The 25,844-nt window shown below is 34.4% G+C and carries 31 protein-coding genes and 1 pseudogene; 22 read left to right on the top strand and 10 right to left on the bottom strand.

Going from position 1 to position 25,844, the window contains the following annotated elements; all coding sequences use genetic code 11:
- Window positions 1-9: 9 nt before the first annotated feature.
- Window positions 10-2,526 carry an ATP-binding protein gene (locus tag ACYQ3X_RS02280; protein WP_460180222.1) on the top strand — a complete coding sequence of 839 codons (2,517 nt, stop codon included), beginning with the start codon at window positions 10-12 and terminating at the stop codon, window positions 2,524-2,526.
- A 25-nt stretch (window positions 2,527-2,551) separates the two neighbouring features.
- Here ACYQ3X_RS02280 and ACYQ3X_RS02275 read toward each other — a convergent pair whose 3' ends face one another.
- The gene (locus ACYQ3X_RS02275) at window positions 2,552-4,102 is read right to left on the bottom strand and encodes a thiamine pyrophosphate-dependent enzyme (RefSeq protein ID WP_460180221.1); all 1,551 of its coding nucleotides are present in this window, start codon (window positions 4,100-4,102) and stop codon (window positions 2,552-2,554) included.
- Between the two features lie 80 nt (window positions 4,103-4,182).
- On the opposite strand from ACYQ3X_RS02275, the gene cimA reads away from it, so the two are divergent.
- From cimA to ACYQ3X_RS02255, 4 genes and pseudogenes are all read left to right on the top strand, one after another.
- Window positions 4,183-5,766, top strand: a complete 1,584-nt coding sequence (gene cimA / locus ACYQ3X_RS02270) for a citramalate synthase (RefSeq protein WP_460180220.1) — start codon at window positions 4,183-4,185, stop codon at window positions 5,764-5,766.
- A pseudogene (gene hisI, locus ACYQ3X_RS02265) lies at window positions 5,763-6,080 on the top strand (phosphoribosyl-AMP cyclohydrolase); the annotation flags it as partial. The gene cimA and the pseudogene hisI, both read left to right, overlap by 4 nt.
- Window positions 6,081-6,094: 14 nt before the next feature.
- Window positions 6,095-6,436, top strand: coding sequence for a histidine triad nucleotide-binding protein (locus ACYQ3X_RS02260; RefSeq protein WP_460180219.1), 342 nt, complete (start codon window positions 6,095-6,097; stop codon window positions 6,434-6,436).
- Window positions 6,437-6,440: 4 nt separating this feature from the next.
- Complete coding sequence (locus tag ACYQ3X_RS02255; RefSeq protein WP_460180218.1) at window positions 6,441-7,049, top strand: NUDIX hydrolase; 609 nt, start codon at window positions 6,441-6,443, stop codon at window positions 7,047-7,049.
- Here the strand turns inward: ACYQ3X_RS02255 and ACYQ3X_RS02250 are convergent.
- A complete protein-coding gene (locus ACYQ3X_RS02250; protein WP_460180217.1) occupies window positions 7,036-7,218 on the bottom strand; it encodes a ferredoxin in 183 nt (60 codons plus the stop codon). The genes ACYQ3X_RS02255 and ACYQ3X_RS02250 overlap by 14 nt on opposite strands.
- 91 nt (window positions 7,219-7,309) lie before the next feature.
- Between ACYQ3X_RS02250 and ACYQ3X_RS02245 the strand changes: the two genes are divergently transcribed.
- The 9 genes from ACYQ3X_RS02245 (at window position 7,310) to ACYQ3X_RS02205 (ending at window position 12,016) form a co-directional block, all read left to right on the top strand.
- Window positions 7,310-8,566: a glutamate-5-semialdehyde dehydrogenase gene (locus ACYQ3X_RS02245; protein ID WP_460180216.1), complete on the top strand. Its 1,257-nt coding sequence runs from the start codon at window positions 7,310-7,312 to the stop codon at window positions 8,564-8,566.
- Complete coding sequence (gene nadD / locus ACYQ3X_RS02240; RefSeq protein WP_460180215.1) at window positions 8,563-9,180, top strand: nicotinate-nucleotide adenylyltransferase; 618 nt, start codon at window positions 8,563-8,565, stop codon at window positions 9,178-9,180. The genes ACYQ3X_RS02245 and nadD overlap by 4 nt, the downstream gene beginning before the upstream one ends.
- A gap of 4 nt (window positions 9,181-9,184) precedes the next feature.
- Window positions 9,185-10,051, top strand: a complete 867-nt coding sequence (locus ACYQ3X_RS02235; protein ID WP_460180214.1) for an AAA-type ATPase lid domain-containing protein — start codon at window positions 9,185-9,187, stop codon at window positions 10,049-10,051.
- A gap of 94 nt (window positions 10,052-10,145) precedes the next feature.
- Window positions 10,146-10,502, top strand: a complete 357-nt coding sequence (gene rpsF / locus ACYQ3X_RS02230; RefSeq protein WP_460180213.1) for a 30S ribosomal protein S6 — start codon at window positions 10,146-10,148, stop codon at window positions 10,500-10,502.
- Window positions 10,503-10,510: 8 nt separating this feature from the next.
- Window positions 10,511-10,897, top strand: a complete 387-nt coding sequence (locus ACYQ3X_RS02225) for a single-stranded DNA-binding protein (protein WP_460180212.1) — start codon at window positions 10,511-10,513, stop codon at window positions 10,895-10,897.
- A gap of 11 nt (window positions 10,898-10,908) precedes the next feature.
- Entirely contained in the window at window positions 10,909-11,142 is a 234-nt protein-coding gene (rpsR, locus tag ACYQ3X_RS02220; protein ID WP_460180211.1) for a 30S ribosomal protein S18, read from the top strand.
- A 3-nt stretch (window positions 11,143-11,145) separates the two neighbouring features.
- Entirely contained in the window at window positions 11,146-11,427 is a 282-nt protein-coding gene (locus ACYQ3X_RS02215; RefSeq protein WP_460180210.1) for a DUF507 family protein, read from the top strand.
- Window positions 11,424-11,702 carry a DUF507 family protein gene (locus ACYQ3X_RS02210; RefSeq protein WP_460180209.1) on the top strand — a complete coding sequence of 93 codons (279 nt, stop codon included), beginning with the start codon at window positions 11,424-11,426 and terminating at the stop codon, window positions 11,700-11,702. The genes ACYQ3X_RS02215 and ACYQ3X_RS02210 overlap by 4 nt, the downstream gene beginning before the upstream one ends.
- Complete coding sequence (locus tag ACYQ3X_RS02205) at window positions 11,702-12,016, top strand: HNH endonuclease (RefSeq protein ID WP_460180208.1); 315 nt, start codon at window positions 11,702-11,704, stop codon at window positions 12,014-12,016. The genes ACYQ3X_RS02210 and ACYQ3X_RS02205 overlap by 1 nt, the downstream gene beginning before the upstream one ends.
- On the opposite strand, the gene ACYQ3X_RS02200 is transcribed toward ACYQ3X_RS02205, so the two are convergent.
- Both ACYQ3X_RS02200 and ACYQ3X_RS02195 read right to left on the bottom strand, forming a co-directional pair.
- Complete coding sequence (locus ACYQ3X_RS02200) at window positions 12,013-12,891, bottom strand: cation diffusion facilitator family transporter (RefSeq protein WP_460180207.1); 879 nt, start codon at window positions 12,889-12,891, stop codon at window positions 12,013-12,015. The two genes, ACYQ3X_RS02205 and ACYQ3X_RS02200, sit on opposite strands and share 4 nt — an antisense overlap.
- A gap of 1 nt (window position 12,892) precedes the next feature.
- Window positions 12,893-13,567, bottom strand: a complete 675-nt coding sequence (locus ACYQ3X_RS02195; protein WP_460180206.1) for an N-acetylmuramoyl-L-alanine amidase-like domain-containing protein — start codon at window positions 13,565-13,567, stop codon at window positions 12,893-12,895.
- A gap of 15 nt (window positions 13,568-13,582) precedes the next feature.
- On the opposite strand from ACYQ3X_RS02195, the gene ACYQ3X_RS02190 reads away from it, so the two are divergent.
- Complete coding sequence (locus ACYQ3X_RS02190; RefSeq protein WP_460180205.1) at window positions 13,583-14,410, top strand: N-acetylglucosamine-6-phosphate deacetylase; 828 nt, start codon at window positions 13,583-13,585, stop codon at window positions 14,408-14,410.
- Here ACYQ3X_RS02190 and dksA read toward each other — a convergent pair.
- Window positions 14,397-14,768, bottom strand: a complete 372-nt coding sequence (dksA, locus tag ACYQ3X_RS02185) for an RNA polymerase-binding protein DksA (RefSeq protein ID WP_460180204.1) — start codon at window positions 14,766-14,768, stop codon at window positions 14,397-14,399. The two genes, ACYQ3X_RS02190 and dksA, sit on opposite strands and share 14 nt — an antisense overlap.
- A 69-nt stretch (window positions 14,769-14,837) precedes the next feature.
- Window positions 14,838-15,653, bottom strand: a complete 816-nt coding sequence (locus tag ACYQ3X_RS02180; protein WP_460180203.1) for a ZIP family metal transporter — start codon at window positions 15,651-15,653, stop codon at window positions 14,838-14,840.
- Window positions 15,654-15,674: 21 nt separating this feature from the next.
- On the opposite strand from ACYQ3X_RS02180, the gene ACYQ3X_RS02175 reads away from it, so the two are divergent.
- Complete coding sequence (locus tag ACYQ3X_RS02175; protein ID WP_460180202.1) at window positions 15,675-16,595, top strand: YbgA family protein; 921 nt, start codon at window positions 15,675-15,677, stop codon at window positions 16,593-16,595.
- Here ACYQ3X_RS02175 and ACYQ3X_RS02170 read toward each other — a convergent pair.
- Window positions 16,592-17,524, bottom strand: coding sequence for an ABC transporter ATP-binding protein (locus ACYQ3X_RS02170; protein ID WP_460180201.1), 933 nt, complete (start codon window positions 17,522-17,524; stop codon window positions 16,592-16,594). The genes ACYQ3X_RS02175 and ACYQ3X_RS02170 overlap by 4 nt on opposite strands.
- On the bottom strand, window positions 17,525-17,764 hold the full coding sequence (locus tag ACYQ3X_RS02165; protein ID WP_460180200.1) for a DUF3553 domain-containing protein: 240 nt from the start codon (window positions 17,762-17,764) through the stop codon (window positions 17,525-17,527).
- Window positions 17,765-17,816: 52 nt separating this feature from the next.
- Between ACYQ3X_RS02165 and waaF the strand changes: the two genes are divergently transcribed.
- The 6 genes from waaF (at window position 17,817) to ACYQ3X_RS02135 (ending at window position 23,928) form a co-directional block, all read left to right on the top strand.
- Entirely contained in the window at window positions 17,817-19,241 is a 1,425-nt protein-coding gene (gene waaF, locus ACYQ3X_RS02160) for a lipopolysaccharide heptosyltransferase II (RefSeq protein ID WP_460180199.1), read from the top strand.
- Window positions 19,234-20,235 (top strand): lipopolysaccharide heptosyltransferase I, encoded by a 1,002-nt coding sequence (waaC, locus tag ACYQ3X_RS02155; protein WP_460180198.1) that lies wholly within the window; start codon window positions 19,234-19,236, stop codon window positions 20,233-20,235. Before waaF ends, waaC begins: the two co-directional genes overlap by 8 nt.
- Entirely contained in the window at window positions 20,228-20,881 is a 654-nt protein-coding gene (locus ACYQ3X_RS02150; protein WP_460180197.1) for a phosphoribosylanthranilate isomerase, read from the top strand. The genes waaC and ACYQ3X_RS02150 overlap by 8 nt, the downstream gene beginning before the upstream one ends.
- Complete coding sequence (locus tag ACYQ3X_RS02145) at window positions 20,874-22,667, top strand: thioredoxin domain-containing protein (RefSeq protein WP_460180196.1); 1,794 nt, start codon at window positions 20,874-20,876, stop codon at window positions 22,665-22,667. The genes ACYQ3X_RS02150 and ACYQ3X_RS02145 overlap by 8 nt, the downstream gene beginning before the upstream one ends.
- A gap of 35 nt (window positions 22,668-22,702) precedes the next feature.
- Window positions 22,703-22,951, top strand: a complete 249-nt coding sequence (locus ACYQ3X_RS02140; RefSeq protein WP_460180195.1) for a thioredoxin family protein — start codon at window positions 22,703-22,705, stop codon at window positions 22,949-22,951.
- A gap of 62 nt (window positions 22,952-23,013) precedes the next feature.
- Complete coding sequence (locus ACYQ3X_RS02135) at window positions 23,014-23,928, top strand: TSUP family transporter (RefSeq protein ID WP_460180194.1); 915 nt, start codon at window positions 23,014-23,016, stop codon at window positions 23,926-23,928.
- On the opposite strand, the gene ACYQ3X_RS02130 is transcribed toward ACYQ3X_RS02135, so the two are convergent.
- Both ACYQ3X_RS02130 and ACYQ3X_RS02125 read right to left on the bottom strand, forming a co-directional pair.
- Complete coding sequence (locus tag ACYQ3X_RS02130; RefSeq protein WP_460180193.1) at window positions 23,925-24,581, bottom strand: ComF family protein; 657 nt, start codon at window positions 24,579-24,581, stop codon at window positions 23,925-23,927. The two genes, ACYQ3X_RS02135 and ACYQ3X_RS02130, sit on opposite strands and share 4 nt — an antisense overlap.
- A complete protein-coding gene (locus ACYQ3X_RS02125; RefSeq protein ID WP_460180192.1) occupies window positions 24,550-25,827 on the bottom strand; it encodes an adenylosuccinate synthase in 1,278 nt (425 codons plus the stop codon). The genes ACYQ3X_RS02130 and ACYQ3X_RS02125 overlap by 32 nt, the downstream gene beginning before the upstream one ends.
- Between the last annotated feature and the right edge of the window lie 17 nt (window positions 25,828-25,844).

Raw genomic sequence — 25,844 nt, 5'->3', positions numbered from 1 at the left:
GAAAAACCTATGAAGGCTTTTACAGAGATAGCCATACCTCACAGGGATATACTTGAAGGTAAATTCAGAATGGAGACCTATGCTGCTGACCTCTGGGAAGTGGCAAAAGGAACCGCTCCTCAGGAATATGGTGACAGTGAGACATTCCTTTCAAGAACCTATGAGACACTGGGATTAAAACAGATTTTAATTGAGGCAGAAAAAAGGCTTAAAGGACAGCCTTCAGACTCTGTAATTCAGCTACAAACTCCCTTTGGTGGTGGTAAAACTCATACGCTCATCTATCTTTATTACAAAGCACAGGAATGGGGAGCAAATGTGGTGGTTTTCTGTGGTGACAAGGTTGGAGCAAAGGACAACACTATCTGGGAAGAAATGGAAAGGCAGTTAACTGGAAAGATTGATAGATTCAGAGGAAAAGTTCCTCCAGGAGGTGAAGTCTTAAAGAAGTTTTTAAAGAGCTATGAACCCCTTTTAATTTTAATGGATGAGGTGCATCACTATCTTGTATCAGCATCATCTGAAAAAATTGGAGAAAGCACTCTTTCAGCCCAAAGCCTTGTTTTTCTTCAGAGTTTAACAAATGTAGTGAAGACAATGGAAAAAACTGCAGTTTTTATGAGTCTTCCAGCAAGCGATCCCTATGGTGATGAATCATCTGAAAGGCTTTTAAATAACTTAAAGCAAATTGTAGGAAGAGTTGAAAAGGTTTACACTCCTGTGAGTGATGAGGAAGTGGCAGATGTTATTCGTAGAAGACTTTTTTCAAGAATTGATGAAAATGGAATGAAAAAAGTAATAAAAGAATTTCTTGATTACGCCGAAAGGGAAGCTCTCTTATCTGAGGGAATGGAAAGGTCTTTTTATAGAGATAGATTTCTAAGAAGCTATCCCTTCCAGCCAGAGGTAATAGATGTACTTTACAAGAGGTGGGGAAGTTTTCCTACCTTTCAGAGAACAAGAGGAGTATTGAGACTTCTTGCAATGGTTGTTCACTCCCTCATTAACCTGAAAAGACCATACATCAGACTGGCAGATTTCAATCTTTCCAATCAAGAAATTAGAAGAGAACTTATTAAACACATAGGTTTAGAGTATGATAGTGTGATTGCTCAGGATATAACATCACCAAACTCAGGAGCAAAAAAAGTAGACAGAGCATTGGGAGACAGTTACAGACCCTATTACTTCGGAACTTCAGTAGTAACTACAATCTTTATGTATTCCTTCTCCGGAGGACCTGAAAAAGGAGCTACCATAGGTGAAATAAAGCTTTCATCAGCTGAAACATCTGTAAGCAGCAGCATAATAGTGGAGACCATTGAAAAGCTTAAGGAGCAACTTTTTTATCTTTCCGATGAAGGTCTTTTCTTCTCAAATAAGCCAAATCTTAACAGAGTACTCATTGATAAGATGGAAGGCATCAATCCTGAGATCATTGAAAACTTTGAAAAAGAACTTCTTATGGCAAGACTTGAGAAATGCTTTGAAAACTATATCTGGCCCAGAACTTCAAAGGATATTCCAGATACTCCCTCATTGAAACTTGTTATTCTTAATAAAAGAAACAATATAGAAGAAATACTGCATAGCTATGGAGACAGGCCCAGGGTTTACAAAAATACTCTCATATTTTTAATGCAAGAAATAGCTCAGAGACCGAGATTTGAAAATGAGATAAAGAAAAAACTTGCATGGGAAATGATTGAAAAAGATAAACTCCTGAGACTCACTGATGAGCAGAAAAAGGAGATAAAGGGAAAGATAAAAAAAGCAGAGGAGTTGCTCAAAGGTGCATTGAGAGATTTATACAGAAAAATATATCTTCCTTCAAAGGATGGACTGAAGGAGATTGATATGGGTATTGGAACCTATGGTTCTGACAGAGGAATTGACAGGGAAGTATATGAAAGCCTCAGACAGAATGAAGAACTTGTAATGAGTATTGCACCAGAGGTTTTAGTTGAAAAATATCTGAAGGATGCTCATTTTTCTGAAACAAAGAAAATTTACGAGGCATTTCTCAAAGTCCCCGGTGAGCTTAGAATCCCTTCTCAGGAAGTATTGAAAACGGCAATTAAAAAAGGAGTAAGAGAGGGTGTTTTTGGACTGGGAATGCTTGAAAAGGAAAATCCCCTATGTCAGTATTTTAAAGAAGACTGCGAAGTTGAACTTGGCGAAGGAGAGATTTTGGTTAAAAAGGAAGTTTGCGAAGAAAAGGAAGAAAAGTATGAACTACCAGCAGTGCAAAAGACAGAATATACAAATGAAAAGACAGTTCCATCTGCTGGTCCTCTACAGCTTGATTTATTCTCTCATATGAGATTTGAAATAAGAGTGCCAGCAGGCAAATTTTCAAATTTCATGGGAACTTTAAGATACATTACCAGTAAATTCAAACAGGTCTCAGTTAAAATAACCCTTGAAGCAATGGAAGGACAGATTTCAAAGGCAGATTATGAAGACAAAATCAAAGAAGCCTTCAAACAATCAGAGATTGTGTTAGAGAGAGAGGAACTTGATTAGGGCATCTTGGAGATTCTTTATAAATTTAGCTCTTTGATTTTTTAGCGAGCAAAACACATGCTCTGTGAGCTATTATGACATTGACACCAGGGTTGTCAAGTCCTCTTTTAATTGCTTCATAGGTTGTTTTTTTATCATAGGGATCAACAACTTCCACTGAGTCTGCTCCACAGGCTTTACATATTTCAGCAAGGTCTAATTTTTTTGTATTCTCTCCTTTTGCTGTAACTCCAGTAGCAGGAGTTGGTTGATGTCCTGTCATGGCTACTGCAGAATTATCAAGAATGCAAACAAGAATATTCAATTTATTATAGACAGCATTTATTAATGCAGGAATTCCTGAATGAATAAATGTTGAATCTCCAATTACAGCAGCCACTCTCTTTACTCCCTGTGAGGCAATACCTGCTGCCTTACTTATGCTTGCTCCCATGCAAAGGCATGTATCAATTGCTTGGAGAGGAGGATTTACACCAAGAGTGTAACAACCAATATCTCCTGTAACAAAAGCTGGAGCGGCTTCATTCAATGCTTTGTAAAACTCTCTATGGGGACATCCAAGGCAAAGCATAGGTGGTCTTGGAATGAGGCTGTTTACTGAGTGATAAGATTTTATTCTGCCAAAAATCTTTAATAGGGGTTCTGGACCAACCTCTCCTTCAAGAGGCAGATCCCCTGAAAGCTTTCCTCTGATGTTTAAACTATATTTTCTTGCAATATTTTCCACAAAGGGATAACCTTCTTCCATTACAATAACTTCCTGAACTCCTGTAACAAAATCTTTAATTAAGTTTTCATCAACTGGATAGGCTGAAACTTTAAGAATTGGTAAGTTTTCTTCCAATTCCCTTGCATAAAGATAGGTAATCCCGCAGGCAATTATACCTTTTTCCCCTTTGCCAGGAAAAATTTTATTAAATTCGTAATTTTCTATGATTCTTTTTATTTTTTCTTGCTTTTTATTTAACTCTCCATGAAGTCTTACAACATTTTTTGGAATCGCAATTAAATAATCAGGATTTTTTTCAAGTTTAATCTCTTTTTGAGGTTTGACCTCACCAAGACTTACAGGAGCATAACAATGAAGCAATCTTGTAATACTTCTTACCATTACAGGAAGTGCTAACTCTTCAGATATATCAAAGGCTAAATATGTCATATCTTTGGCTTCTTGAACATCTGAAGGCTCAAGGCATGGAATTTTCGCAAAGAAAGCATAAAAACGGGAGTCCTGCTCATTCTGTGAAGAGTATGCTCCAGGATCATCACCTACTGCCAGAACAAGACCACCCCTTACTCCAAGATATGCCGATGTCATAAAGGGGTCAGATGCCACATTTAAGCCTACATGTTTCATTGAACATAATGCTCTTCTTCCAGTTAAGGATACTCCATAGGCAACCTCATAAGCTACTTTTTCATTCACAGACCATTCAGCTTTTACATTAGAATTATTGGCAATGTATTCAAGAATCTGTGTTGCAGGTGTCCCAGGATATGAAGAAGCATAGGAAATTCCTGCTTCAATAGCTCCTCTGGCAATTGCATCACATCCTAACATTAAAAGCTTTTCCATACTCTCCCTCTCAATAAAAATAATAGTATTTAATATAACATATCTTGCTTAATGGTTCAAAAATGTAATATATTACTTTTATGCAAACTGTAGAAATTTATGATACAACTTTGAGAGATGGTTCTCAGGCAGAGGACATATCTTTCTCTGTGGATGACAAATTACGAATCACTGAAAAACTTGATGAACTTGGAATCCATTACATAGAAGGTGGATGGCCAGGCTCAAATCCAAAAGATGCAGAATATTTTAAAAAAGTTAAAAAGCTTTCACTTAAAAACTCTAAGATAGTTGCCTTCGGAAGTACTCATAGACCAAAAATAAAAGTAGAAAATGATTCAAACGTGAAATCCCTTATTGCTTCTGAAGCCAGTATATTAACAATTTTTGGCAAAACTTGGGATTTTCATGTAACAGAAGCTCTTAAAATCAGTCTTGAAGAAAACCTTGAACTTATTTTCAATACAATCAGCTATTTAAAAAAATACGCTGAGAAAGTTTTTTTTGACGCAGAACACTTTTTTGACGGATATAAGGATAATCCTGAGTATGCAACAAAGTGTTTGAAAACTGCTCAAGAGGCAGAGGCAGACTGTATCATACTTTGTGATACAAATGGTGGAACTCTTCCAGCTGATTTGGAAAAAATTATAAAAGAGGTTAAAAAATCAGTAAGCGCTCCCCTTGGCATTCACGCACACAATGATTCTGATTGCGCTGTTGCTAATAGCATCATAGCAGTCCTAAATGGAGTTACTCAGGTTCAGGGAACCATAAATGGATTTGGTGAAAGATGTGGAAATGCCAATCTCTGTTCTGTTATTCCAAATCTGCAACTGAAACTTGGATATAAATGCATTGATGAAGACAGATTAAAAAAACTTACTGAAATTTCAAGATTTGTTTACGAGATAGCAAATCTCATTCCTTTTAAAAGACAACCATTTGTTGGAGAAAGTGCATTTGCCCATAAAGGAGGAGTTCATGTAAGTGCTGTAAGAAAGCGACCAGAAACCTATGAGCATATCAGACCAGAGCTTGTGGGCAATCATCAGAGAATACTTGTTTCAGATCTTGCTGGAAAGAGCAATATCCTTAAAAAAGCAGAAGAATTCGGCATTGTTCTTAATCCTGATTCTCCTGAGGTTCAGGCAATAGTGGATGCTGTAAAAACTCTTGAAAATGAAGGATTTCAATTTGAAGGAGCTGAAGCATCGCTTGAACTTTTATTCAGAAAGACATTGGGATTAAAGAGAAAATTTTTTGATTTAATCGGGTTCAGGGTGATAGATGAAAAAAGAAAGGGAGATGAACCAACACTGAGTGAAGCAACAATAATGGTAAAAGTAGGAAAAAGCATTGAGCATACTGCTGCCACAGGAAATGGACCTGTAAATGCCCTTGACAATGCTCTGAGAAAAGCTCTTGAAAGATTTTATCCTGAACTAAAAAAAGTGAAGCTTAAAGATTACAAAGTCAGAGTAGTTAATTCAGGCAGAGGCACAGCTTCAAAGGTTAGAGTGCTTGTGGAATCAGGAGATGAGGAAAGTGTATGGAGTACTGTTGGTGTGTCTGAAAATATAATTGAAGCCTCATGGCAGGCAATAGTTGACAGTATTGAATATAAACTTTGCAGAGAAAAAATGAAGAAAGGAGAAATATGAACCTGTCTGAGCTAAAATTTGATGCATTGGGGCTTATTCCTGCAGTAATTCAGGAGATAGATACAAAGGAAGTTTTAATGGTTGCTTACATGGATAAAGAAGCTTTAAGGAGAACTATTGAGACAGGTTTTACTCATTTCTGGTCTCGTTCAAGGCAGACTTACTGGAAAAAAGGTGAAACCTCTGGGTGTGTTCAGGAAGTAAAAGAGATTTACTATGACTGTGATGGTGATACATTGCTTGTTATGGTTAAACAACATGGACAGGGTGCCTGTCATACAGGGAATAGAACCTGTTTTTATAGAAAAATTGACTTTGGGAGCGTAAAATGAATTGTATATTTTGCAGAATTATAAAAAAGGAAATTCCATCAAAAATTATTTATGAAGATGAATTGGTTTTAGCCTTTGAAGATATTGCTCCACAAGCACCGATTCATGTTCTCGTAATTCCTAAGAAACACTACTCTACTTTGCTTGAAATAGATGAAGGAAAAAAGGAGCTTATCGGACATATTTTTATGGTTATAAAGAAAATTGCTAAAGAAAAAGGTGTTGATGAAAGAGGTTTCAGAATTGTTCTGAACTGCAACTCTCAGGGAGGACAGACAGTTTATCACGTTCACTTTCACCTTTTAGCAGGAAGACAGATGCACTGGCCTCCTGGATAATATCATGAAAATTCTTAAAAAAGAAGTAGTCTGGCAGGGAAAATATCTTAGAGTTGTCTTGCTTTCCTATGAGGACAATCAGGGAAAAATAAGACAGTGGGAAGCTGTTGAAAGAGTCAACTGTAAGGGAATAGTTGTTGTTATCCCTGTAACAGAAAACAATGAAATTGTTTTTATCAGGCAGTTCAGACCTGTTCTTGGTGGCTTTGTTGTGGAGTTTCCAGCAGGACTAAACGATAGAAAAGAGGCACTTATAGAAGTTGCAAAGAGAGAGTTAATTGAAGAGACAGGCTTGTTTTCAGATGAAGTTTTTTTTCTTGCAGAAGGACCGGTTTCTTCAGGACTCTCTACAGAAGTTCTAACAGTATTTATTGCAAAAAATGTAAAAGAAGCTCCTCAGGAACTTAAAAAAAATTATCCTCCTGATGAAAGTGAAAACATTGAAGTTTTAAAAATTCCATTTAACCAGGCTCTGGAAAAACTCAATGAACTAAGAACTCATGGAAACTATATAGATTTAAAAATTTTTGGTTTTTTAGAACTTGCCAGAAAATTTATAAATAATTTGAGGGCAGAGGCTATCCTCCACCCTCAAAAAACTACTCCAGTCTGATTGCCTGAGACGGACAGAGATCAGCAGCCTGCTGACAATCACAGGTGTTGCATTTGTCAGGACCAATAACCCATGCTTTGTCATCTCTCATTTCAAAAACTTCAGGACATATCTCCACACAGCTTCCGCAACCTACGCAAAGGTCATAATCAACTACTGGTGTTGGCATAATACCCTCCTCCTTTTTTAAAATTATATTTTTATAAAATATACCAAAAAAAGTTAAAATATGCAATTAAATTTTTTAGGAGGTGAAGGAGATGGATATTAAACAACTGGTTTTAACCAAAGCAAAGGAAGCTAAAGAGGCTTCCAGAGTTGTAGGAAAAGCCTCAACAGAAAAGAAAAACAAAATTCTTACCAGGATGGCTGAATATCTTAAAAAGGAAAAGGATGCACTGATTAAGGCAAACAAAATTGATGTGGAAAATGCCCAGAAAAAAGGGCTTTCAAAAGCTTTAATTGACAGACTTAGTTTAACAGAAAAAAGAATTGATGAAATGATAAAAGGAGTTGAAGAGGTAATTGCTCTTGCGGACCCTGTTGGTGAAATAACAAAAATGTGGCCGAGACCAAATGGAATGCTTGTTGGTAGGATGAGAGTTCCCATTGGAGTAATAGGAGTAATCTATGAGGCACGACCAAATGTTACAGTAGACGTAACAGGTTTATGCCTTAAGGCAGGGAATTCAGTTGTTTTAAGAGGAGGTTCTGAAGCCATAAATTCTAATTCAGCTCTGGTAAAAATTTTAAAGCAGGCTTTAAAAGATGAAGGAATGCATGAAGGTGTTGTAAGTTTCATTGATACTCCTCAAAGAGAGGCAGTAGTTGAGATGATCAAGCTTGAAGGCTTAATAGATTTAATAATTCCTCGTGGTGGAGAATCACTCATAAGAACTGTTACTGAAAACTCAAGAATTCCAGTGCTCAAGCATTACAAAGGTGTGTGTCATGTTTTTGTTGACAGAGATGCTGATTTAGAAATGGCTCAAGAGATCTGTTTTAATGCCAAGGTTCAAAGACCTGGAACATGCAATGCAATGGAAACAATGCTCGTTGATGAGGCTATAGCTGAAATATTTTTACCTAAGATGTTAAAAAGATTTGAAGAAGCAGGAGTTCAGCTCAAAGGCTGCCAAAAAACAAAGAGAATATATCCGAATGTAATGGATGTAGCAGAAGAAGACTTTTACAAAGAATACCTTGATTTAATCCTTAATGTGAGAGTTGTAAAGGATATGGACGAGGCTATTGAGCATATAACAAAGTATGGCTCAGCACACTCTGATGCAATTGTTACGAAAGATTATAACAAAGCAATGAAGTTTTTAAGAGAAGTTGACTCATCAGCTGTTTTTGTTAATGCTTCAACAAGACTTAATGATGGATATCAATTTGGACTTGGTGCTGAGATAGGAATTTCAACGGATAAAATTCATGCTCGTGGTCCAATGGGACTTGAGGAGCTTACATGCACTAAATTCATAGTTTTTGGATCCGGGCAGTTAAGGCAATGAAAATAGGACTTTTTGGTGGAACCTTTAATCCAATTCATTATGGACATTTAAGAGTTGCGGAAGAAGTAAGAGAGGCTTTTTTGCTGGATAAGATTATATTTATTCCTGCAGGGATTCCACCATTAAAAAAATACGACTTAGAGGCTATGCATAGATTGAAAATGACTAAGTTAGCAGTAAAGGATAATCCCTTTTTTGAGGTTTCTGATATAGAAGTTAAACAGAAAGCACCCTCTTATACAGTAAATACTCTTACACATTTAAAAAAACTTTACCAAAAGGATAATCTTTTTTTTATAATGGGTATTGATGCCTTTTTTGAGTTAAAATCCTGGTACAGGTATGAAGATTTATTAAGAATGGTTGATTTTATAGTAATGTCAAGACCTGGTTTTGATAATTTGCAAAATTCTGAGTTTATTGAACATGAAGAGTCAAAAAATTGTTTTAAAATAAAGAATTCAGATAAAAGAGTCTTTTTTATTTCTGTTTCACCATTCTGGATATCATCAACTCATCTAAGAAAAATGATTCAGAATGGGAAAAGCATTCGTTACCTATTACCAGAAAAGGTAAGAATCTATATTGAAAAAAACAAACTTTACAGGGAGTAGATCCATGGAGCCAATGCAGTTAATCAGAGTATATAAAAGCCCAGTAATGCGAGAGATTCTGGAGAGCATAAAAAAGCTTTCTTTTGATAATACTGTATTTTTTCTATATGGAGAAAAGGGAACTGAAAAAGACTACATAGCGAAGATAATAGTTGCAAATATAATTCAGCCAGAGATTATAAAAATTCCCGAGGACATTAGTAAAAAAACTTCCTTTAAGCAAGAAAATGTAGTTTATATTATTAAAAATCCTGAAAATATTAATGCTTCCTTTGTTTTTGATCCTGAAAAAAATTTTAAATGCGCCATTTTTTTATCTGACTACGATTACGTGGAGCTTTATAAAAATGGTTTAATACCCTTTGAATTATATGAGAAGTTATTAAATTCCAAAAAAATTTATATACCTCCTCTAAGAGAAAGAAAGCAGGATATAATTCCACTTGCTAATTTTTTTCTACAGGAAATTTCAGAATGCTTAAATCTTCCTAAAAAAGAGTTATCAAAAGATGCTCAGGAAGCAATATTAGAGCATTCATGGACTGAAAATGCTCATCAACTCAAACAATGTCTGGCTAAAGCCTGTATTATGTCAAGACATTACCGACTTACATCAAAAGATTTATTTGGTGAATACAGTGATCAACTATCAATAAAAAATTTTCTTGAATTAAAAATTGGCAATTTTTTAAAAGATTTTGCAAATATTGAAAATTCAAACCTTTATGAAACTGTTATACAGGAAGTGGAAAAGGCGCTCTTAATTCTTGCCATTAATGAAACTGGAGGTAATCAGGTAAAAGCTGCAAAGATTCTCGGAATAAATAGAAATACTCTAAATAAAAAACTAAAACATTATAATTTGATTTAAAAATCACAAATATGTTATAAAATATGTTGAAGCTTTGGTTACTCCATGCCCTTACCTTTAGGAGAAGGGCTTAAAATCCAGATGGAGGTATTGTATGAATAATTTTTATGAGAAAGTGGTTCTTCTTCTTCCAACACTTTCTGAAGAAGAAGTGCAGGAAGCAGTTAAAAAAATTTCCTCTATTATTACTGACAATGGTGGAGAAATTTTAAAAATTGACAACTGGGGCAAAAGAAAACTTGCCTATAAACTTAACAAACAAAATATGGGATACTATGTATTGTTTCTTTTTAAAGCTCCACCTTCAGCAATAAAAAAAATGGAAGAATTTTACAGAGTTTATGATCCTGTTTTCAAATTCATGATAATTAAACTCACAAAACAACAAATTGCCATGATGCCACCTGAAATAAAAGGTATGCCAGTAGAGCCTTCTGAAGTTACTGCTTAAGGTGTAAGATGTTTAATAGAATAATACTCATAGGAAATCTTACCAGAGACCCTGAAATAAGATATACGCCTTCTGGAGTAGCAGTTGCTACTGTGCCAATAGCTGTTAATTCAAGATATAAACAGGGGGAAGAGCTTAGAGAAGAAACTCTTTTTATTGATGCTATAGTCTTTGGTAAACAAGCTGAAACCTGTAGCCAGTATTTGAACAAAGGAAGAACTGTACTGGTTGAAGGAAGATTGAGAGAAAGAAGATGGGAGTATGAAGGACAAAAAAAGAGCAAATTTGAAGTTATCGCAAATAATATAAGATTTTTCCCAAAGAGAGAAGCTGTGGAATCTCACGAATTAACAGAGACTCCACCAGAAGAATACACAGATTTAGAACCATTTTAAAGGAGGTAAATGTGCAACAGGCAACGCAAAGAAGATTTTTCAGAAAAAAATACTGCAGATTCTGCGCAGAAAAAATTGATTTTATTGATTACAAAAATGTTAAAATGTTGAGAAGTTTCATGACTGAAAGAGGTAAAATTCTTTCCAGAAAAATGACAGGAACATGCTCAAAGCATCAAAGGCAGTTAACAAGAGCAATTAAAAGAGCAAGAGCAATTGCATTATTACCATATATAGAGATTTAAAAAATGAGAATACCTAAGAGCTGGGTGCCATACATAGCAAACAAGATAATAGAAAATCTTTTAAAGAAAGACATGATTGAAATGACAGTTACAAAAGAACAACTTCTTCAGGAAACTGAAAAGCTTATTTTAGATGAGTTGATGGTGGAAGACAGACTTAATGAAGAAGTAAGAGAGCTTCTCAAGAAATATGAAGCTGAAATTGAAAGAGGCAAGCTTGACTACAGAAAACTTTTTGAGATGACGAAACAAAAACTGGTAAAACAGAGAAATTTAGTTCTATGATGCTTTCAGAGGAAAAAATAACTCATACTTCCCATGTCTTATTCAATGGCTTGATTAATAAAGGATTAATCAAGCTTAAAGTTGAAGAACAGGAAGTAAGAAGAGAAATCAAAAGAAGTTTTATTCAGGCATTAAAAATCGGTGAAGCAATTGACGAGGTTGTAAGGAGGAAACTTCAATCTTTTTCAAAGAAAATCATTGAGGGAAGTCCTGAATGGAATGTCCTTTATAATAAATTCTTTGAAGAAGAAGAAAAAAAGAGATTTGGCCGTTAATGGATAGATTTATACCTGCTGTAACCCCTGAAGAGATTAAAAAAGAAAAAGAGAAAGCAAGACTTCTTAAAAACAGTTCTTGGTGGCGTAAAAAAATTTCCAGAAGAAGATGTTACTACTGTGGTAAAGAAGTCTCAGAAAAAGAGCTTACAATGGATCATGTGGTGCCTCTTATTAGAGGAGGTAGATCAGTAAAAAGCAACATAGTGCCTGCCTGTAAAGAATGCAATAATAAAAAAAAGTATATGCTTCCCATAGAATGGGAGCAATATTTACAATCTTTGAATTCTTTTGATTCTGAAAAAATTCTTTAACTTTTCTCAAATGGCTCTACATGAACCACAACATCAACAACATCAGGAAACTCTTTTTTAATCAACTCTTCAACCCTTTCTGCTATATTGTGGGCTTCTAATACAGAAAGTGAAGGATTTACTAAAATCTTTAAATCAACAAATATCCCACCTGGTGTTCCCCGTGTTCTTACATCCATGCAGGCTTCAACATCTCTACAGGTTTCAACAATACTGACAATCTTTTTACCATCAAGAGCTGTTCTATCAGCAAGAATATGGGCAGCTTCTTTTATTATCAGAATTGCCTCTCTTCCAACAAAAACTCCAACAATTAATCCAGCTATTGGATCAACAAAACTAAATTCTGTTAATGTGGTAATGACTACACTTGCTATTACTCCAATGGTTATATAAATATCAACCTTTGTATGTGCTGAATCAGCTATTAAAAATTCACTCTTAAGTTCTTTTCCCTTTTTCTTTTCATAGAAGGAGACAAAAATGTTCACCATGAGAGTGCTAAGCAAAACAATAAAAGCTTTTTCATCTGTCTCAGGCTTTTTTGCTTCAATAAATGATTCATAGACGTTTCTTACTATCTCTATTGCTGTAAGAGACATTAAAACCCCTATAAAAATTGCAAAAACTGTTTCAAATTTTCTATGTCCATAGGGATGCTCTTTATCAGGTGGATGACTTGCTATAGAAAGAGCGATTAATCCTCCAATATTTGAAATTCCATCAAAAAGAGAATGAAATCCATCTGAATAAATAGCTACAGAGTTTGTTAACCATCCATAAATTATTTTTGCTGAAGAAACAGATAGATTCAATAAAAGCGTAATCAGAAGAACTTTTCTAATTTGTTTTTTCCTCTCATGAAGATGTAACATTTTATTCCTCCACAGGTCTGAAAATTATTATACCTTCTTTTTGTTTTGAGTATTTTAAAAAATCTTCATCAATTACATAACCTTTCTGGCTTGAAGCATGCCTGAGCCTCACAATGCCTTCATCTACAATAATTATTCCAGTATGGGTAACATCAAGGCAGGCTCTTGATGTATAAAAACCGCAGTAATCTCCTGTCTGAAGTTTAGATGCAACTTTTTCTACTATATCTGCTGGAATGTAATTAACAATTCTCTGTTTCGGCTCTAATCCCTCAATAAAATTAAGCTTTTTTGCCACTGTTACAAACTTATCAGTAAGCTCTACAGTCATATTTTTTACTGATTTTAACTCCAGCCAGTCTGTAAAAAAATGTCTTCTTTTTCTAAAATCCACAACACCTTCAAAATATCTAACATTTTTCAAATTTTCAATAAAAGAGCTTAAATCAATGGAAAGTCTCAATGCCTCCACATACTCAATAAAAGTCATACAGTCAACTCCTTCAAAATCAATAACCAGTTGTTCCTGCTCAGTGAGACTGCAAATCAATGAATTTTTTTTATAAGGAATACCAAGAAAATATCGGGATATTTCAGAGATTTTTCCTTTAGTGGGATGTTCTTTAACAGTATTCAATAAGCTGTTTATATCAATTTTACCTGTTTTAAAAAGCATATGTTATTATAAAGCATGTCTCTGATTGATATCCACTTTCACGGAACAAATAAAATAGATGTGAGAGATATTAACAGCCCAGAACAAGTTCTTTTAATTGCTCAGGAATATGAGGCAATGGGAGTTGACAGGTTTTTAATTACCCTTTATCCTGCAGAGATTAACTCCATGAGAAAAACTCTTTTAAACATAAAAAAAGCAATGGAAAATCAAAAGGAAGAAGCAAAACTACTTGGTGTATATCTTGAAGGTCCTTTTTTAAATCCACAGAAAGCTGGAGCACTGGAAAGTGGCTATTTTTTGAAGCCTCACATTGAAATTTTATATAAATTAATTGATGGATTTGAAGAGATTGTTAAAGTAATTACAGTAGCACCAGAGCTTCCTGAAGCAGTTAAAATAATAGAAAAATGCAGTGAAATGGGAATTATTGTAAGCATGGGACATTCAAATGCTACATATAAGGAAGCTCATGAAGGTTTTAAAGCAGGTGCCTGCCTTATAACACATCTTTTTAATGCCATGAGAGGAATTCATCATAGAGAACCTGGAATAGCAGGATTTGGAGTTATTAATCAGGAAATTTATGTTGAGTTGATTGGAGATGGAAGACATTTAGATGATGAACTTTTAAAATGGCTCTTTCATATTAAAAATCCTGAAAGAATTATTTTGATTTCTGATATGGTGAAACTAAAGGAAGAAAGCCAGAAGATTCAGGGTGGCTCAATGAGCCTCAGAGATGTAGTAAGAAGGCTTAAAAATTTGAATATTGATGAGTATAAACTAAAACTGGCTGGAGAAAAAAATCCTGAAAGACTTTTGAAAATTAACTCTCTTTGAGCTTTTCAGCTTCTTCCTGCTCTGTCTTACATTCAATACATAAATCAGTGACAGGTCTTGCTTCAAGCCTTTCAATAGGAATCTCTGCACCGCAGGACTCACATATTCCATAAGTGCCATTTTCAATTTTTTCAAGCGTTTTTTCAATTTTTTTAAGTAGCTTTCTTTCTCTGTCCCTTAGCCTCAAAAGAAAGCTTCTGTCAATCTCCTGAGATGCTATATCTCCTATTTCAGATAAGTTGCTTTCAGAGGGAAGATTTGATAGCATTACTCCAGCATCAATAAGAATTTGCCTTTTCTGTTCAAGAAGTTTCTTTTTTATTTCCAGAATTCTTTCCTGTCTTGATTTCTTCTTCATAATTTTTTTACATTAGCAGAAATCTTCATAAACAGTCAAATGTTCTCTTGTCCTCTAATATGCTGAGACTTATTTAAATGCAATATCAAGAATCATCATTAATGTAAATCCAATGATTAATCCTGCAGTGGCAATATCAGAGTTACCACTTCTTTGAGACTCAGGAATTAATTCTTCAACTGTAACAAAAATCATCGCACCTGCTGCAAAACCCAGTGCATAAGGTAAAAGATTATGCATAATCTCAAGCAATAAAACACCTAAAACTGCTGTAACAGGCTCAACCAGACCGGAAAACTGTCCAATTAAAAAACTTTTTTTCTTGGAAAAACCTTCACTTCTTAAGGGCATTGAGATGGCAAATCCCTCGGGAATATTTTGAATTCCTATTCCAATTGCAAGCATTATGGAAGATAGAAGACTTACAGCTTGAGGGTCTGTTCCATGAGCACCAAAAGAAACTCCGATTGCAAGTCCTTCAGGAATATTATGCAGTGTAACAGCAAAAACGAGAAGAGTACTTCTTCTAAGGGATGTTTTTATTCCCTCTGCTTCATTTATTGATGCTTGAAGGTGAAGGTGAGGAAGAATAAAATCAATCAATCTAAGAAATAAAGCACCCATTACAAAACCGGTAGCTGGAGGTATCCATGAAGGTATACTCAGCTTCTGAGACATCTCAATGGCTGGCTCAAGCAAAGACCAGAAGCTTGCAGAAATCATAACTCCTGCAGCAAAACCAAGAGCTGTATCAAGAAGTTTTTTATTAACATTTCTTGCAAATAAAACAAAGGATGCTCCAATAGCAGTCAATCCCCATGTAAAAACTCCAGCAATCAAAGCCTGAACAGGAGGAGATAGAGATTGTATGTAAGTTTCAATCATTTTTACATTATAATATAAATCATGATAAAGCCAAAAATAGTGCTCAGCAGATGTTTTTCAAAGCCTGTGAGGTATAATGGTGGAGTTGTTGTGGATGAATTTGTTGAAAAACTCAAGCCTTATATTGAATATATAGACTTTTGTCCAGAATCTGACATAGGTTTGGGAGTTCCCCGTGAAAGATTAATAATTGTTGATGATGGCTTATCTAAGAGACTAATTCAACCTGATACTGGAAAAGACTTTACTGAAAAGATGCTTGAATATGTGTCTAAAACAGTTTCTTCAATGACTAATATTGACGGATTTATTCTTAAAGCAAAATCACCATCCTGCGGAGTGGGTTCAGCAAAACTTTATAGAAATGGCTCTATAGCTGCAAAAACCGATGGTTTTTTCGCTGAAGCAATAAAAAAACACTTCCACTACCTACCCATTGAGGATGAAGGAAGGCTAAGAGATGAAGAAATCAAAACGCATTTTCTTACAAGAATATTTGCCTTTTCTGAATTGAGACAGTTGAATGGGCATTCAAGAGCAAAAAACCTTGTGGATTTTCACTCAAGATATAAATTCTTACTCATGGCTTACAGTCAGAAGTATTTAAAAGAACTTGGGCAGATAGTGGCAGACAGTAGAATGCCAATTGAAGATAAAATTAACAGATATAGAGAAAAATTTTATCAGGCTTTTACAAAAAAAACAAACAGAAGAAAAAATGTGAATGTTCTGATGCATATAATGGGATGTGTGTCAAAGAAGCTTAATGCGAAAGAAAAAAAGCATATTCTTCAATTAATTGACAGGTACAGCAAAGGAATTATAGAAATCAGAGTAATAACAGAACTTCTTAGAAGTCTTGCATATAGATTTAAAAATGAGTATATTCTTTTACAAAAATATCTTGAGCCTTTTCCACCGGAACTGAACCACTCCTGTTAATAAAGGAAACATCTAACTTTTCTGCCACTGACTGTTTTCAGTTCAGGAATATTATTTTCACAGATAGCCATTTTATAATCACATCTATTGAAAAATCTGCAGCCCTTTAAATTCCATGATAGTTTCTCTTCAGTGGATATTTTAGGGATTTTTTCCCTATCTCTTCTATGAAAACCAGGAATACTATTCATAAGAATCCGTGTATAGGGATGAAGGGGTTCTTTAAATATTTCCATTGTTTTGCCTTCTTCTACTATTCTTCCAAGATGCATTACTGCTACCTTGCTACTTATTGTCCTTACAATATTTAAATCATGGGTAATGAATAAAATACCCATTTTCTTGTTTTCTTTTATTTTTATCAATAACTGTAAAAGAGAAGCCTGCAGAGAAATATCAAGAGCAGAAAGGGGTTCATCGGCTATTAAAATTTCTGGATTCAGTATTAAAGCTCTTGCAATAGCTACTCTCTGTCTTTGTCCACCACTTAGTTGATGGGGATATCTGTCAAGTATTGTTTCATCAAATCCCATTTCTTTGATAATTTCAATAACTTTTGATTTTGCTTCCTTTGATGCAGATTTATCGTGTATTTTTAATGGTTCTTCCACAATACTCTGAATTTTCATTCTTGGATTCAAAGATGCATAAGGATCCTGAAAAACTATGTTTAAGGACTTTCTGAAAATCATTGAATCATCTCTTTTCATCTCCCATATATTCTGATCTCTAAAAAGGATATGTCCACTATCTGGTTTTATCAATTTAACTAAAAGTCTTGCCACAGTGGATTTTCCTGATCCACTTTCTCCAACCAGAGCAACAATTTGATCTTTATCAATTTCAATATTGAGATTTTCTACTGCTGGAATTTTTAAAGTTTTAATTTTGAAAGTTTTATTTAAGTCAATGGCTTTTAAAACTGCCAATTATGTCTCCCAGATACTGAACTCTTCAATTAATCTAATTCCAGTATAGTAGCAGCACATTTCATGGTCAAGATTGTTAATAAAACATCTTTCAATGCCATCTTCAAATATAATTCTAACAAGGCATAATCCACCTGGCAGATGAGAGTTTTTTTCTTCAATGACCTCTCCAATACCCCAGCACGCATAATTGAGATGCCTCACTTTATCCCCAATTTTTAAATAAGTTCGTGTACGCATTTTTTAATTATACCATTTGCAATGCAAGTGCAAATAGCTTTAAAATACATGCATGGACAATGTTTTAATTCGTTCTGTTAACTGGCTTGGTGATGCTGTAATGAGCTTGCCTGCTATAAGGGGAATTAGAAGGCTTCATCCAGATTCAAACATTTCAATTCTTGTAAAGGAAAAGCTTGCTGAATTATTTAAATGGGAGAGTTCCATTAATGAAATAATTATTTATTCAGGGAAAATAAAAACAATCAAGGAGTTGAGGAAAAAGAAATTCAAAAGAGCCTATCTTCTTCAGAATGCCTTTGATGCTGCTCTGATAAGCTTTCTTGCAGGAATACCTGAAAGGATTGGATGGAACAGAGACATGAGAGGACTGCTTCTTACCCATCCTGTTCCATATCACGGAGAAGATAGGAAAATTCATCACATTGATTATTTTTTTGAGATTCCTAAAAGATTTAATCCTTCCCTTTCTCCTGATTATCCGTGGATAAATCCTTCAGCTGATGAAAGATTAAGGGCAAGAGAAGAATTAAAAAGACTTAAAAGACCAATTCTTGCAGTTGCTCCTGGTGCAAAATATGGAGATACAAAAAAATGGGAAACTCACAAATTTATTGAAATAGTGGAAAGATTTGCTGAAAAGGGCTCTGTTGTTATTTTTGGAAACTCTGAAGAAGGCTTAAAAATTGAAAATTCCAGTGTTTATGACTTTACTGGAAAAACCTCTCTAAGTGAGTTAATCTGTCTTCTCTCAGAGTGTGACATTTTACTTTGCAATGATTCTGGAATAATGCATCTTGGATATGCTTTAGGAGTTCCTCTTGTTGCCATATTCGGTTCTACCTCTCCAGAGCTTACAGGACCACCAAGATTTGCTGGAAAAGTTATTAGAAGTAATATAAGCTGTAGTCCCTGTTTTAAAAATAGATGCGATGACATAAAATGCATGAGATCCATTGATGTTGAAGAAGTATGGAATGCTCTATTAGAACTTTTTCCTTCACAGCGTGCAGTATTTTTTGATAGAGATGGAACACTATGTAAAGATGCAAATTACTTAAGAAAGTGGGAAGATTTTGAGCTTTTTCCTGAGATTGAAAGTCTAAGAGAGTTAAAGGATTTAGGATTTCTTCTTATTGGAGTCACAAATCAGTCTGGTATCAGAAGAGGCATTGTTGAAGAGGAGTTCGTAAGGGAAGTTAATAAATTTTTTATTGATAAATACGGATTTGATGATTTTCTATACTGTCCTCATCATCCTGATGATGGATGTTTTTGTAGAAAACCAAATCCAGCAATGCCTTTAATAGCCCGTTATAAGTACAATATTAGTTTTAAAAACTCCTATGTTGTGGGAGATAAGCAGACAGATGTAGAACTTGCCAGAATGATTGGTGCAAAAGGCATTCTTATTGGAAGAGATGCAAAGAATTTGAAAGAGGTAGTATCACTTATAAAAAGGGATATGAATGCTTGAGAAAGCAAAAAAACTTCTTATTGTCAAACCAAGTTCTCTTGGAGATATTGTTCACAGTTTAGCTTTTTTAAATACTGTAAAAGAAAACTTTAAAGATATTAAAATTCACTGGATTGTCTCAAAGGAATTTGAAGAGCTTTTAACTGAACATCCATTGATTGATAAAGTTATTACAGTGGATAAAAACAAATGGAAGGACCTGAAAAACATTGCATTGACTTTCAAGGAATTCCAAAATTTAAGAAGAGTATTAAAAAACGAAAATTATGATATTACTGTTGATCTTCAGGGACTTCTTAGAAGCGGAATTATTACATGGTTGAGTAATGCTTCAATAAGAGCAGGATTTAAGGAGGCAAGAGAGCTTAGCCACATTTTTTACAATAAAAAAATTTCTGTTTCACAGGGCATACATGCTGTTTTCCGTTATCTTGAGGTTGCAAAAGCACTTGGGTGCAGAATCAACTCCATAAAGTTTCCTCTTCCTAAGGTAAAAGAACCAGCGTGGCTCAATGAATTTGATGATTTTGTTGTAATAATTCCATCAACAAGATGGCAGTCAAAAAACTGGTCCATACCCTATTTTGTTGAACTTGTAAAGATGTTGCCTTACAAATTCCTCATTGTTGGTTCAAAATCTGATAAAAATGAGGCAATCAAAATTGAGGAATATACCAGAGGTAAAGCAAAATCTGTGGCAGGAAAAACAACACTTAAAGAACTAATTGCTGTTTTTGAAAAATCTCTTTTTGTCATAACTGCGGATACAGGAACCATGCATCTTGCTGTGGCATGTGGAAAGAAAGTTGTTGCCCTATTTGGACCAACATCTCCAGAAAGAACAGGACCTTTTGGTAACTGGCATCTTATTATAAAGTCAGATATGCCATGTAGCCCCTGTTTTAAGAAGAAATGTGATGAACACAAATGCATGAAAGAAATTACACCTCAAATGGTATACAATAAGATAATACAATGGCGGATAAATGGTTAGAGTTAAAATTTGTGGAATAACTAATCTTGAAGATGCCCTATGGGCAGCAGAATGTGGAGCTGATGCCATAGGATTTATTTTCTATAAAAAGAGTCCAAGATATATTGAGCCTCAGAAAGTAAAAGAGATAATAAAAGCTCTTCCACCTTTTATAAATTTTGTTGGTGTTTTTGTCAATGAAGATATTGAAAAAATTAAAGAAATCAAGGCTTTTACTGGAATTGATACAATTCAGCTTCATGGAGATGAGCCTCCTAAGGTTTGTGAACAGTTTCAAAGAGTTATAAAAGCATTTAGAATTAATGAGTCTGGCAATTTACCAGATGGTAAATCTTTAAAAGAAGTATTGCCTGACTACAAAGTATCTGCTTTTCTTCTTGATAGTTTCTGCAAAGATGAATATGGTGGCACAGGAAAAACCTTTAATTGGGAATTCGTCAGAATAGCAAAACAGTTTGGAAGGGTTATACTTTCAGGTGGATTGAATGTTGAAAATGTTTCCGAGGCAATAAAAAAAGCATTACCATACGGAGTTGATGTAAGTAGTGGAGTGGAGCTCTACAAAGGCAAAAAAGACCCTGAACTTGTAAAAAAATTTATTGAAAAAGCAAAATCAAAAAAAATTAAAGGAGAAAAAAATGATTGAATGGTTACCCTATGAAGAAACTTCATTTAAAAAGGCAGAAGCTGAGGACAAACCAATCTTCCTTCATATTACTGCAAAATGGTGTAATTACTGTAGAAAAATGAAAGAAGACTGTCTTGATGATTATGAAATAGCGGAAATGATAAACAAAAACTTCATTCCCATTCATATTGACAGAGATGAAAGACAGGATCTGGACATGTTTTATCAAAAAGCTTCATACATCATTGGACAGGGAAGTGGCTGGCCTCTTAATCTTTTTTTAACTCCTGAAGGTAAGCCTTTTTCTGGAGTTAATTACAAAATTGAAGAGGGGAAAAACTATTTTAAAGCAATGATAGAGAAAGCCATTGATCTATATAAAATAAATAAAGAAAAAATCTCATTTCGCTCCCAGACAATAATAGATGCGATAAAGCCAGCATCTTTCCTACCATCTGAAATTAGAGAAGAACTTCTTCAAAATCCGGAAGAAGACATAGTGAAAGAGATTGATTTTGAGTTTGGTGGGTTTAAAAAAACTCCTAAATTTCCAATTTATGCTCATATTGATCTGCTTCTATGGAGATACTGGATAAGAGCTAAACCATGGATTAAAACTGCAATTGAGATAACTCTCAAGAGTATGGTTTCTGGAGGGATTTATGATAATTTAGAAGGAGGTTTTCACAGATATGCCACTGACAGAGCATGGTTAATGCCACATTTTGAAAAACTTGCCATAGATAATGCATGGCATATAATAAATTATCTTGATGCATACAATATCTTTAAAGAATCCTTTTATATGGACATAGTTTTTGAAACTGTTGATTACATTAAAAATAATCTCTTTTCTCAGGATGGCTATTTTTATTCAAGCCAGTTTGCTGATGCTTTTTATTATACATGGAAGGAGAATGAACTCAAAGAGATCTCTGACATGACAATTACACTTGTTGACGGAAATGCAATGGTTAATGAGAGATTTGTTCTTATTGGCAGAGACAGGGAACTGATTAAACAGTTAAAGAAAAGGTTCATTTCAAAAAGAAAACAAAGGCAGTCTCCAGAAGTAGATAAAACAATTTATTGTTTTGTAAATGGAGTTTGTGCTGAAGCATTTATTAAAGCATGGCGAGTTATTAAAGATAAAAACTTGCTTAAAATGGCTCTTTCAGCCATTGATAAGACTCTGGAAGCTCTATTTAATGAAAGGACTCTTTATAGAACAACAAAAAAGATAAACGCTTTGCTTGAAGATTATGCTTACATGATTTCAGCTCTGATTTCAGCATATGAAGTTACATCAAACAATGAGTATTTAAATAAGGCAGTTGTTATAACAGAAATGGCAATAAATAAGCTCTGGGATAAAGAATATGGTGGATTCTATGACTCTGAAGACTCAATTCTTTCTATCAGACACAAAAATATTCATGACACTTCCTATCCTTCAGCAAATTCAATAATGATAATTAATCTTTTAAAATTGCATGCCATTACTGAAAATAGAAAATACTTTGACCTTGCAAACCTGTCCTTGAAAGCCTTTTCAAATTTGGCTTCTCCATATCTTTCACCTTACTATGTTAAAGCATTGCTCAGTTATTATGATTTACTTACATTGAATTTTTATACCACGGTAGAGTCTAATATTGGAAAAGCAACGATTCATCAAATAACACCTTTTACAGTTATTGCCCACAGACAGAAGGACAGCAATTACATTATTCCTTCAGTTGGTTCAAAACACTTTGATCCAATCTATAAGCCAGAAGATTTGGCAAAATTTTTGAAATTATGATATTATAGATAAAAAAATTTTTATAGGAGGGAATTATGGAAATAAAAATTCTTGGTCCTGGTTGTGCTAACTGTTATAAAGTTGAAGAAACAGTGAAAAAAGTTGTATCCCAGCTTGGTATTCAGGCTGAAATAAGTCACATCAAAGATATGAAGGAGATTTTTAAATACACTCAGGTCACGCCTGGATTGCTTGTTAATGGAAAACTTAAACATGCAGGATTTCCTCTTCCATCAGAAGAGAAAATAAGAAATATATTGATTGAAGAACTCAGTTCAAAATAATTTTATCTGAAAATAAAAAATTTTAATTTGCTCTATGTGAGGAATTTGAATAGAATAGGAGCATGTTAGATTTCCTCACATATACATTTCCTATTTCAGGAGTTACCACCAATATTCTTATTCCGCCCATTGTTGCTTTTATTGTCTCTTTTTTTACATCAATGGGAGGCGTATCAGGTGCTTTTCTACTTCTTCCTTTTCAAGTAAGCTTTCTTAATTACACATCTCCTGGAGTAAGTGGAACTAACTTTATTTTTAATGTTGTTGCAATTCCTTCAGGTGTTTATAGATATCATAAAGAAAAAAGAATTCCCTGGCCCCTTGCATGGGTTATTATGATAGGAACTATCCCCGGAATAATCATTGGTTATTACATAAGAATAAAAATTCTTCCAGACCCTAAATCTTTCAAATTTTTTGTAGGGCTTGTGCTTCTTTATATTGGTGTGAGACTTTTTCTTGATGCTTTTAAAAAGAAAAAAGCAGCAGCACAGAAAAAGTTTGACCAGAAGCTTACTAAGGAAGCCACGGTTAAAACAATATCTTTTTCATTGAAAAAGACTGTTTATGAGTTCTGGGGTGAAAGATTTTCATTCACTACAATAGGAGTGTTTACTCTCGCCTTTGTCATTGGAGTAATAGGTGGTGCTTATGGTATTGGTGGTGGAGCAATTATGTCACCATTTTTAGTAACTTTTTTTAAGCTTCCTGTACACAGCATAGCAGGTGCCTGTCTTATGGGAACAGCTACAGCTTCTGTTTTTGGAGTTCTTTATTATGCAATTTTGCCTTCACCTGCAGGACTTCAGACAACTCCTGACTGGTTACTTGGTTTACTTTTTGGTATTGGTGGTGCTTTTGGCATATATCTTGGAGCAAGAACGCAAAAACATGTTCCTCAAAAGTATATAAAGCTTATTCTAAGTATCTTGATAGTTTATATTGCCATGAGATACATTATTCAGTTTTTCTATTAGGCTCTTGCAAGAGTTATCCCGTGAATCTCCTTTGCTCCTGCTTTTTTAAGCACCTTTGCACATTCCATTAAGGTAGCTCCAGTTGTAACTACATCATCAATGACTCCTATTTTTAAGCCTTTAATTGACTGTGCTACTGCATAAACATTTTTTACATTACTCCATCTGTCCTTTGCTTCAAGTGAAGCCTGATCAGGGGTATCTTTAACTTTAACAAGAATTGTTAATGATAATGGAATTTTCCATGCCTTTGCGCATTCCTTTGCAAGAATTGCTGATTGATTAAACTCTCTATGACGAAGCTTATTTATGTGCAAAGGCACAGGAATCAATATCTCAACCTCTGGAGGTGTAATTAAACTAAGAAGCCTACCAAGTTCTTTACCAACTCTTTTTATACCGCTGTATTTAAAGCAATGTATTGCCTCTTTTAGAATTCCTTCATATACTCCAAAGCAATTAAGGGAATCAATATATTTCCAGAAATCATTATGAAACTTTCCTGCAGTAATTCTATGGGTAGTGAACCCTTCTATTTTATTCCAGCATGACTCACAAAAAGGAGAATACCTCCAGTATGATTTTTTATTACACACAGGGCAGTTTTCGTAAAAAACTAAATCATAAAGGAGACTCCCTAATGATAATCTCATCTCTTTTCTGTCCAGTAGAAACAATCTGAATTTTGATATCTAATGAATCTTCTATGAATTTTAGATATTTTTTAGCATTATCAGGTAATAATGCATAATTTCTGATACCTCTTGTGCTTTCCTGCCATCCTGGAAGTTCTTCATATACAGGAGTGCAATTTTCAAGAATTTCAATCTCCTTTGGAAACTCTTCTAAAATTTTGTTTCCATACTTATATGCAACACAAACTTTTATTGTATCAATTCCATCAAGAATATCAAGTTTTGTAATTGCTATGCCTGTAAAGGCATTTATTCTTACAGCATGTTTTAGCCCTACAAGGTCAAGCCATCCGCATCTCCGAGGTCTTCCAGTGGTAGCTCCATATTCTCCGCCTTTTTGCCTTATGTATTCACCAAGTTCATCTTTTATTTCAGTAGGAAAAGGACCTCCACCTACCCTGGTAGTATAAGCCTTTACAACTCCTATAATGCTATTAATTTTTATGGGACTTACTCCTGCTCCTGTGCAAGCACCTCCAGCAACTGTGTTTGAAGATGTAACATAGGGATAGGTTCCGTGATCAATGTCAAGTAAACTGCCCTGAGCTCCTTCAAATAAGACATTTTTACCACTGTCAATTGCCTGATTTATCAAAATATCTGCATCAGCAATATATTTTTTAAGCTTATCTGCATAATTCATATATTGATTGAATATCTTTTCCATACTTAATGGCTTAGCATTGTATAAATTTTCAAGTAAGAAATTAACAATTTCAAGATTTGCGTGAATTTTGTTTTTGAGAACCTCTGGATAAAGCAGGTCAATCATTCTAACACCATTCCTGGCAATTTTATCAGTATAACATGGTCCTATTCCTTTTTTTGTTGTTCCGATTTTTTTCTTTTTCTCTATCTGTTCTTCTATAACAATATGATAGGGCATTATAAGATGACAGTGTTTTGCAATAAAGAGGTTATTGTCAATTTCTACTCCTTTATTTACCAGTGTCTCTATTTCTTTTAACAAGCTTTCAGGATTAATAACTACGCCATTTCCAATGATGCACTTTTTATTTTTATGAAGAATACCAGAAGGAATTAGATGAAGTATGTACTTTTCATCTCCTACAACAACTGTATGTCCTGCATTACATCCTCCCTGAAATCTCACAACATAATCACATTTTTCTGTTAAAAAATCAACTATTTTACCTTTTCCCTCATCTCCCCATTGTGCTCCTACAATAACAACTGTTGGCATTTTCTTTCTCCTTTGTT

The organism is Thermodesulfovibrio sp. TK110 (assembly GCF_054658355.1).
The sequence above is the reverse complement of the archived record's forward strand: the minus strand, read 5'-3'. Positions and strand labels throughout refer to the sequence as shown.

What these genes read in the sequence shown, in the direction of transcription:
- ACYQ3X_RS02280 (WP_460180222.1), top strand. Translation starts at nt 10, where the DNA reads ATGAAGGCTTTTACAGAGATAGCCATACCTCACAGGGATATACTTGAA.
- ACYQ3X_RS02275 (WP_460180221.1), bottom strand. Translation starts at nt 4,102, where the DNA reads ATGGAAAAGCTTTTAATGTTAGGATGTGATGCAATTGCCAGAGGAGCT.
- cimA (WP_460180220.1), top strand. Translation starts at nt 4,183, where the DNA reads ATGCAAACTGTAGAAATTTATGATACAACTTTGAGAGATGGTTCTCAG.
- ACYQ3X_RS02260 (WP_460180219.1), top strand. Translation starts at nt 6,095, where the DNA reads ATGAATTGTATATTTTGCAGAATTATAAAAAAGGAAATTCCATCAAAA.
- ACYQ3X_RS02255 (WP_460180218.1), top strand. Translation starts at nt 6,441, where the DNA reads ATGAAAATTCTTAAAAAAGAAGTAGTCTGGCAGGGAAAATATCTTAGA.
- ACYQ3X_RS02250 (WP_460180217.1), bottom strand. Translation starts at nt 7,218, where the DNA reads ATGCCAACACCAGTAGTTGATTATGACCTTTGCGTAGGTTGCGGAAGC.
- ACYQ3X_RS02245 (WP_460180216.1), top strand. Translation starts at nt 7,310, where the DNA reads ATGGATATTAAACAACTGGTTTTAACCAAAGCAAAGGAAGCTAAAGAG.
- nadD (WP_460180215.1), top strand. Translation starts at nt 8,563, where the DNA reads ATGAAAATAGGACTTTTTGGTGGAACCTTTAATCCAATTCATTATGGA.
- ACYQ3X_RS02235 (WP_460180214.1), top strand. Translation starts at nt 9,185, where the DNA reads ATGGAGCCAATGCAGTTAATCAGAGTATATAAAAGCCCAGTAATGCGA.
- rpsF (WP_460180213.1), top strand. Translation starts at nt 10,146, where the DNA reads ATGAATAATTTTTATGAGAAAGTGGTTCTTCTTCTTCCAACACTTTCT.
- ACYQ3X_RS02225 (WP_460180212.1), top strand. Translation starts at nt 10,511, where the DNA reads ATGTTTAATAGAATAATACTCATAGGAAATCTTACCAGAGACCCTGAA.
- ACYQ3X_RS02215 (WP_460180210.1), top strand. Translation starts at nt 11,146, where the DNA reads ATGAGAATACCTAAGAGCTGGGTGCCATACATAGCAAACAAGATAATA.
- ACYQ3X_RS02210 (WP_460180209.1), top strand. Translation starts at nt 11,424, where the DNA reads ATGATGCTTTCAGAGGAAAAAATAACTCATACTTCCCATGTCTTATTC.
- ACYQ3X_RS02205 (WP_460180208.1), top strand. Translation starts at nt 11,702, where the DNA reads ATGGATAGATTTATACCTGCTGTAACCCCTGAAGAGATTAAAAAAGAA.
- ACYQ3X_RS02200 (WP_460180207.1), bottom strand. Translation starts at nt 12,891, where the DNA reads ATGTTACATCTTCATGAGAGGAAAAAACAAATTAGAAAAGTTCTTCTG.
- ACYQ3X_RS02195 (WP_460180206.1), bottom strand. Translation starts at nt 13,567, where the DNA reads ATGCTTTTTAAAACAGGTAAAATTGATATAAACAGCTTATTGAATACT.
- ACYQ3X_RS02190 (WP_460180205.1), top strand. Translation starts at nt 13,583, where the DNA reads ATGTCTCTGATTGATATCCACTTTCACGGAACAAATAAAATAGATGTG.
- dksA (WP_460180204.1), bottom strand. Translation starts at nt 14,768, where the DNA reads ATGAAGAAGAAATCAAGACAGGAAAGAATTCTGGAAATAAAAAAGAAA.
- ACYQ3X_RS02180 (WP_460180203.1), bottom strand. Translation starts at nt 15,653, where the DNA reads ATGATTGAAACTTACATACAATCTCTATCTCCTCCTGTTCAGGCTTTG.
- ACYQ3X_RS02175 (WP_460180202.1), top strand. Translation starts at nt 15,675, where the DNA reads ATGATAAAGCCAAAAATAGTGCTCAGCAGATGTTTTTCAAAGCCTGTG.
- ACYQ3X_RS02165 (WP_460180200.1), bottom strand. Translation starts at nt 17,764, where the DNA reads ATGCGTACACGAACTTATTTAAAAATTGGGGATAAAGTGAGGCATCTC.
- waaF (WP_460180199.1), top strand. Translation starts at nt 17,817, where the DNA reads ATGGACAATGTTTTAATTCGTTCTGTTAACTGGCTTGGTGATGCTGTA.
- waaC (WP_460180198.1), top strand. Translation starts at nt 19,234, where the DNA reads ATGCTTGAGAAAGCAAAAAAACTTCTTATTGTCAAACCAAGTTCTCTT.
- ACYQ3X_RS02150 (WP_460180197.1), top strand. Translation starts at nt 20,228, where the DNA reads ATGGTTAGAGTTAAAATTTGTGGAATAACTAATCTTGAAGATGCCCTA.
- ACYQ3X_RS02145 (WP_460180196.1), top strand. Translation starts at nt 20,874, where the DNA reads ATGATTGAATGGTTACCCTATGAAGAAACTTCATTTAAAAAGGCAGAA.
- ACYQ3X_RS02140 (WP_460180195.1), top strand. Translation starts at nt 22,703, where the DNA reads ATGGAAATAAAAATTCTTGGTCCTGGTTGTGCTAACTGTTATAAAGTT.
- ACYQ3X_RS02135 (WP_460180194.1), top strand. Translation starts at nt 23,014, where the DNA reads ATGTTAGATTTCCTCACATATACATTTCCTATTTCAGGAGTTACCACC.
- ACYQ3X_RS02130 (WP_460180193.1), bottom strand. Translation starts at nt 24,581, where the DNA reads ATGAGATTATCATTAGGGAGTCTCCTTTATGATTTAGTTTTTTACGAA.
- ACYQ3X_RS02125 (WP_460180192.1), bottom strand. Translation starts at nt 25,827, where the DNA reads ATGCCAACAGTTGTTATTGTAGGAGCACAATGGGGAGATGAGGGAAAA.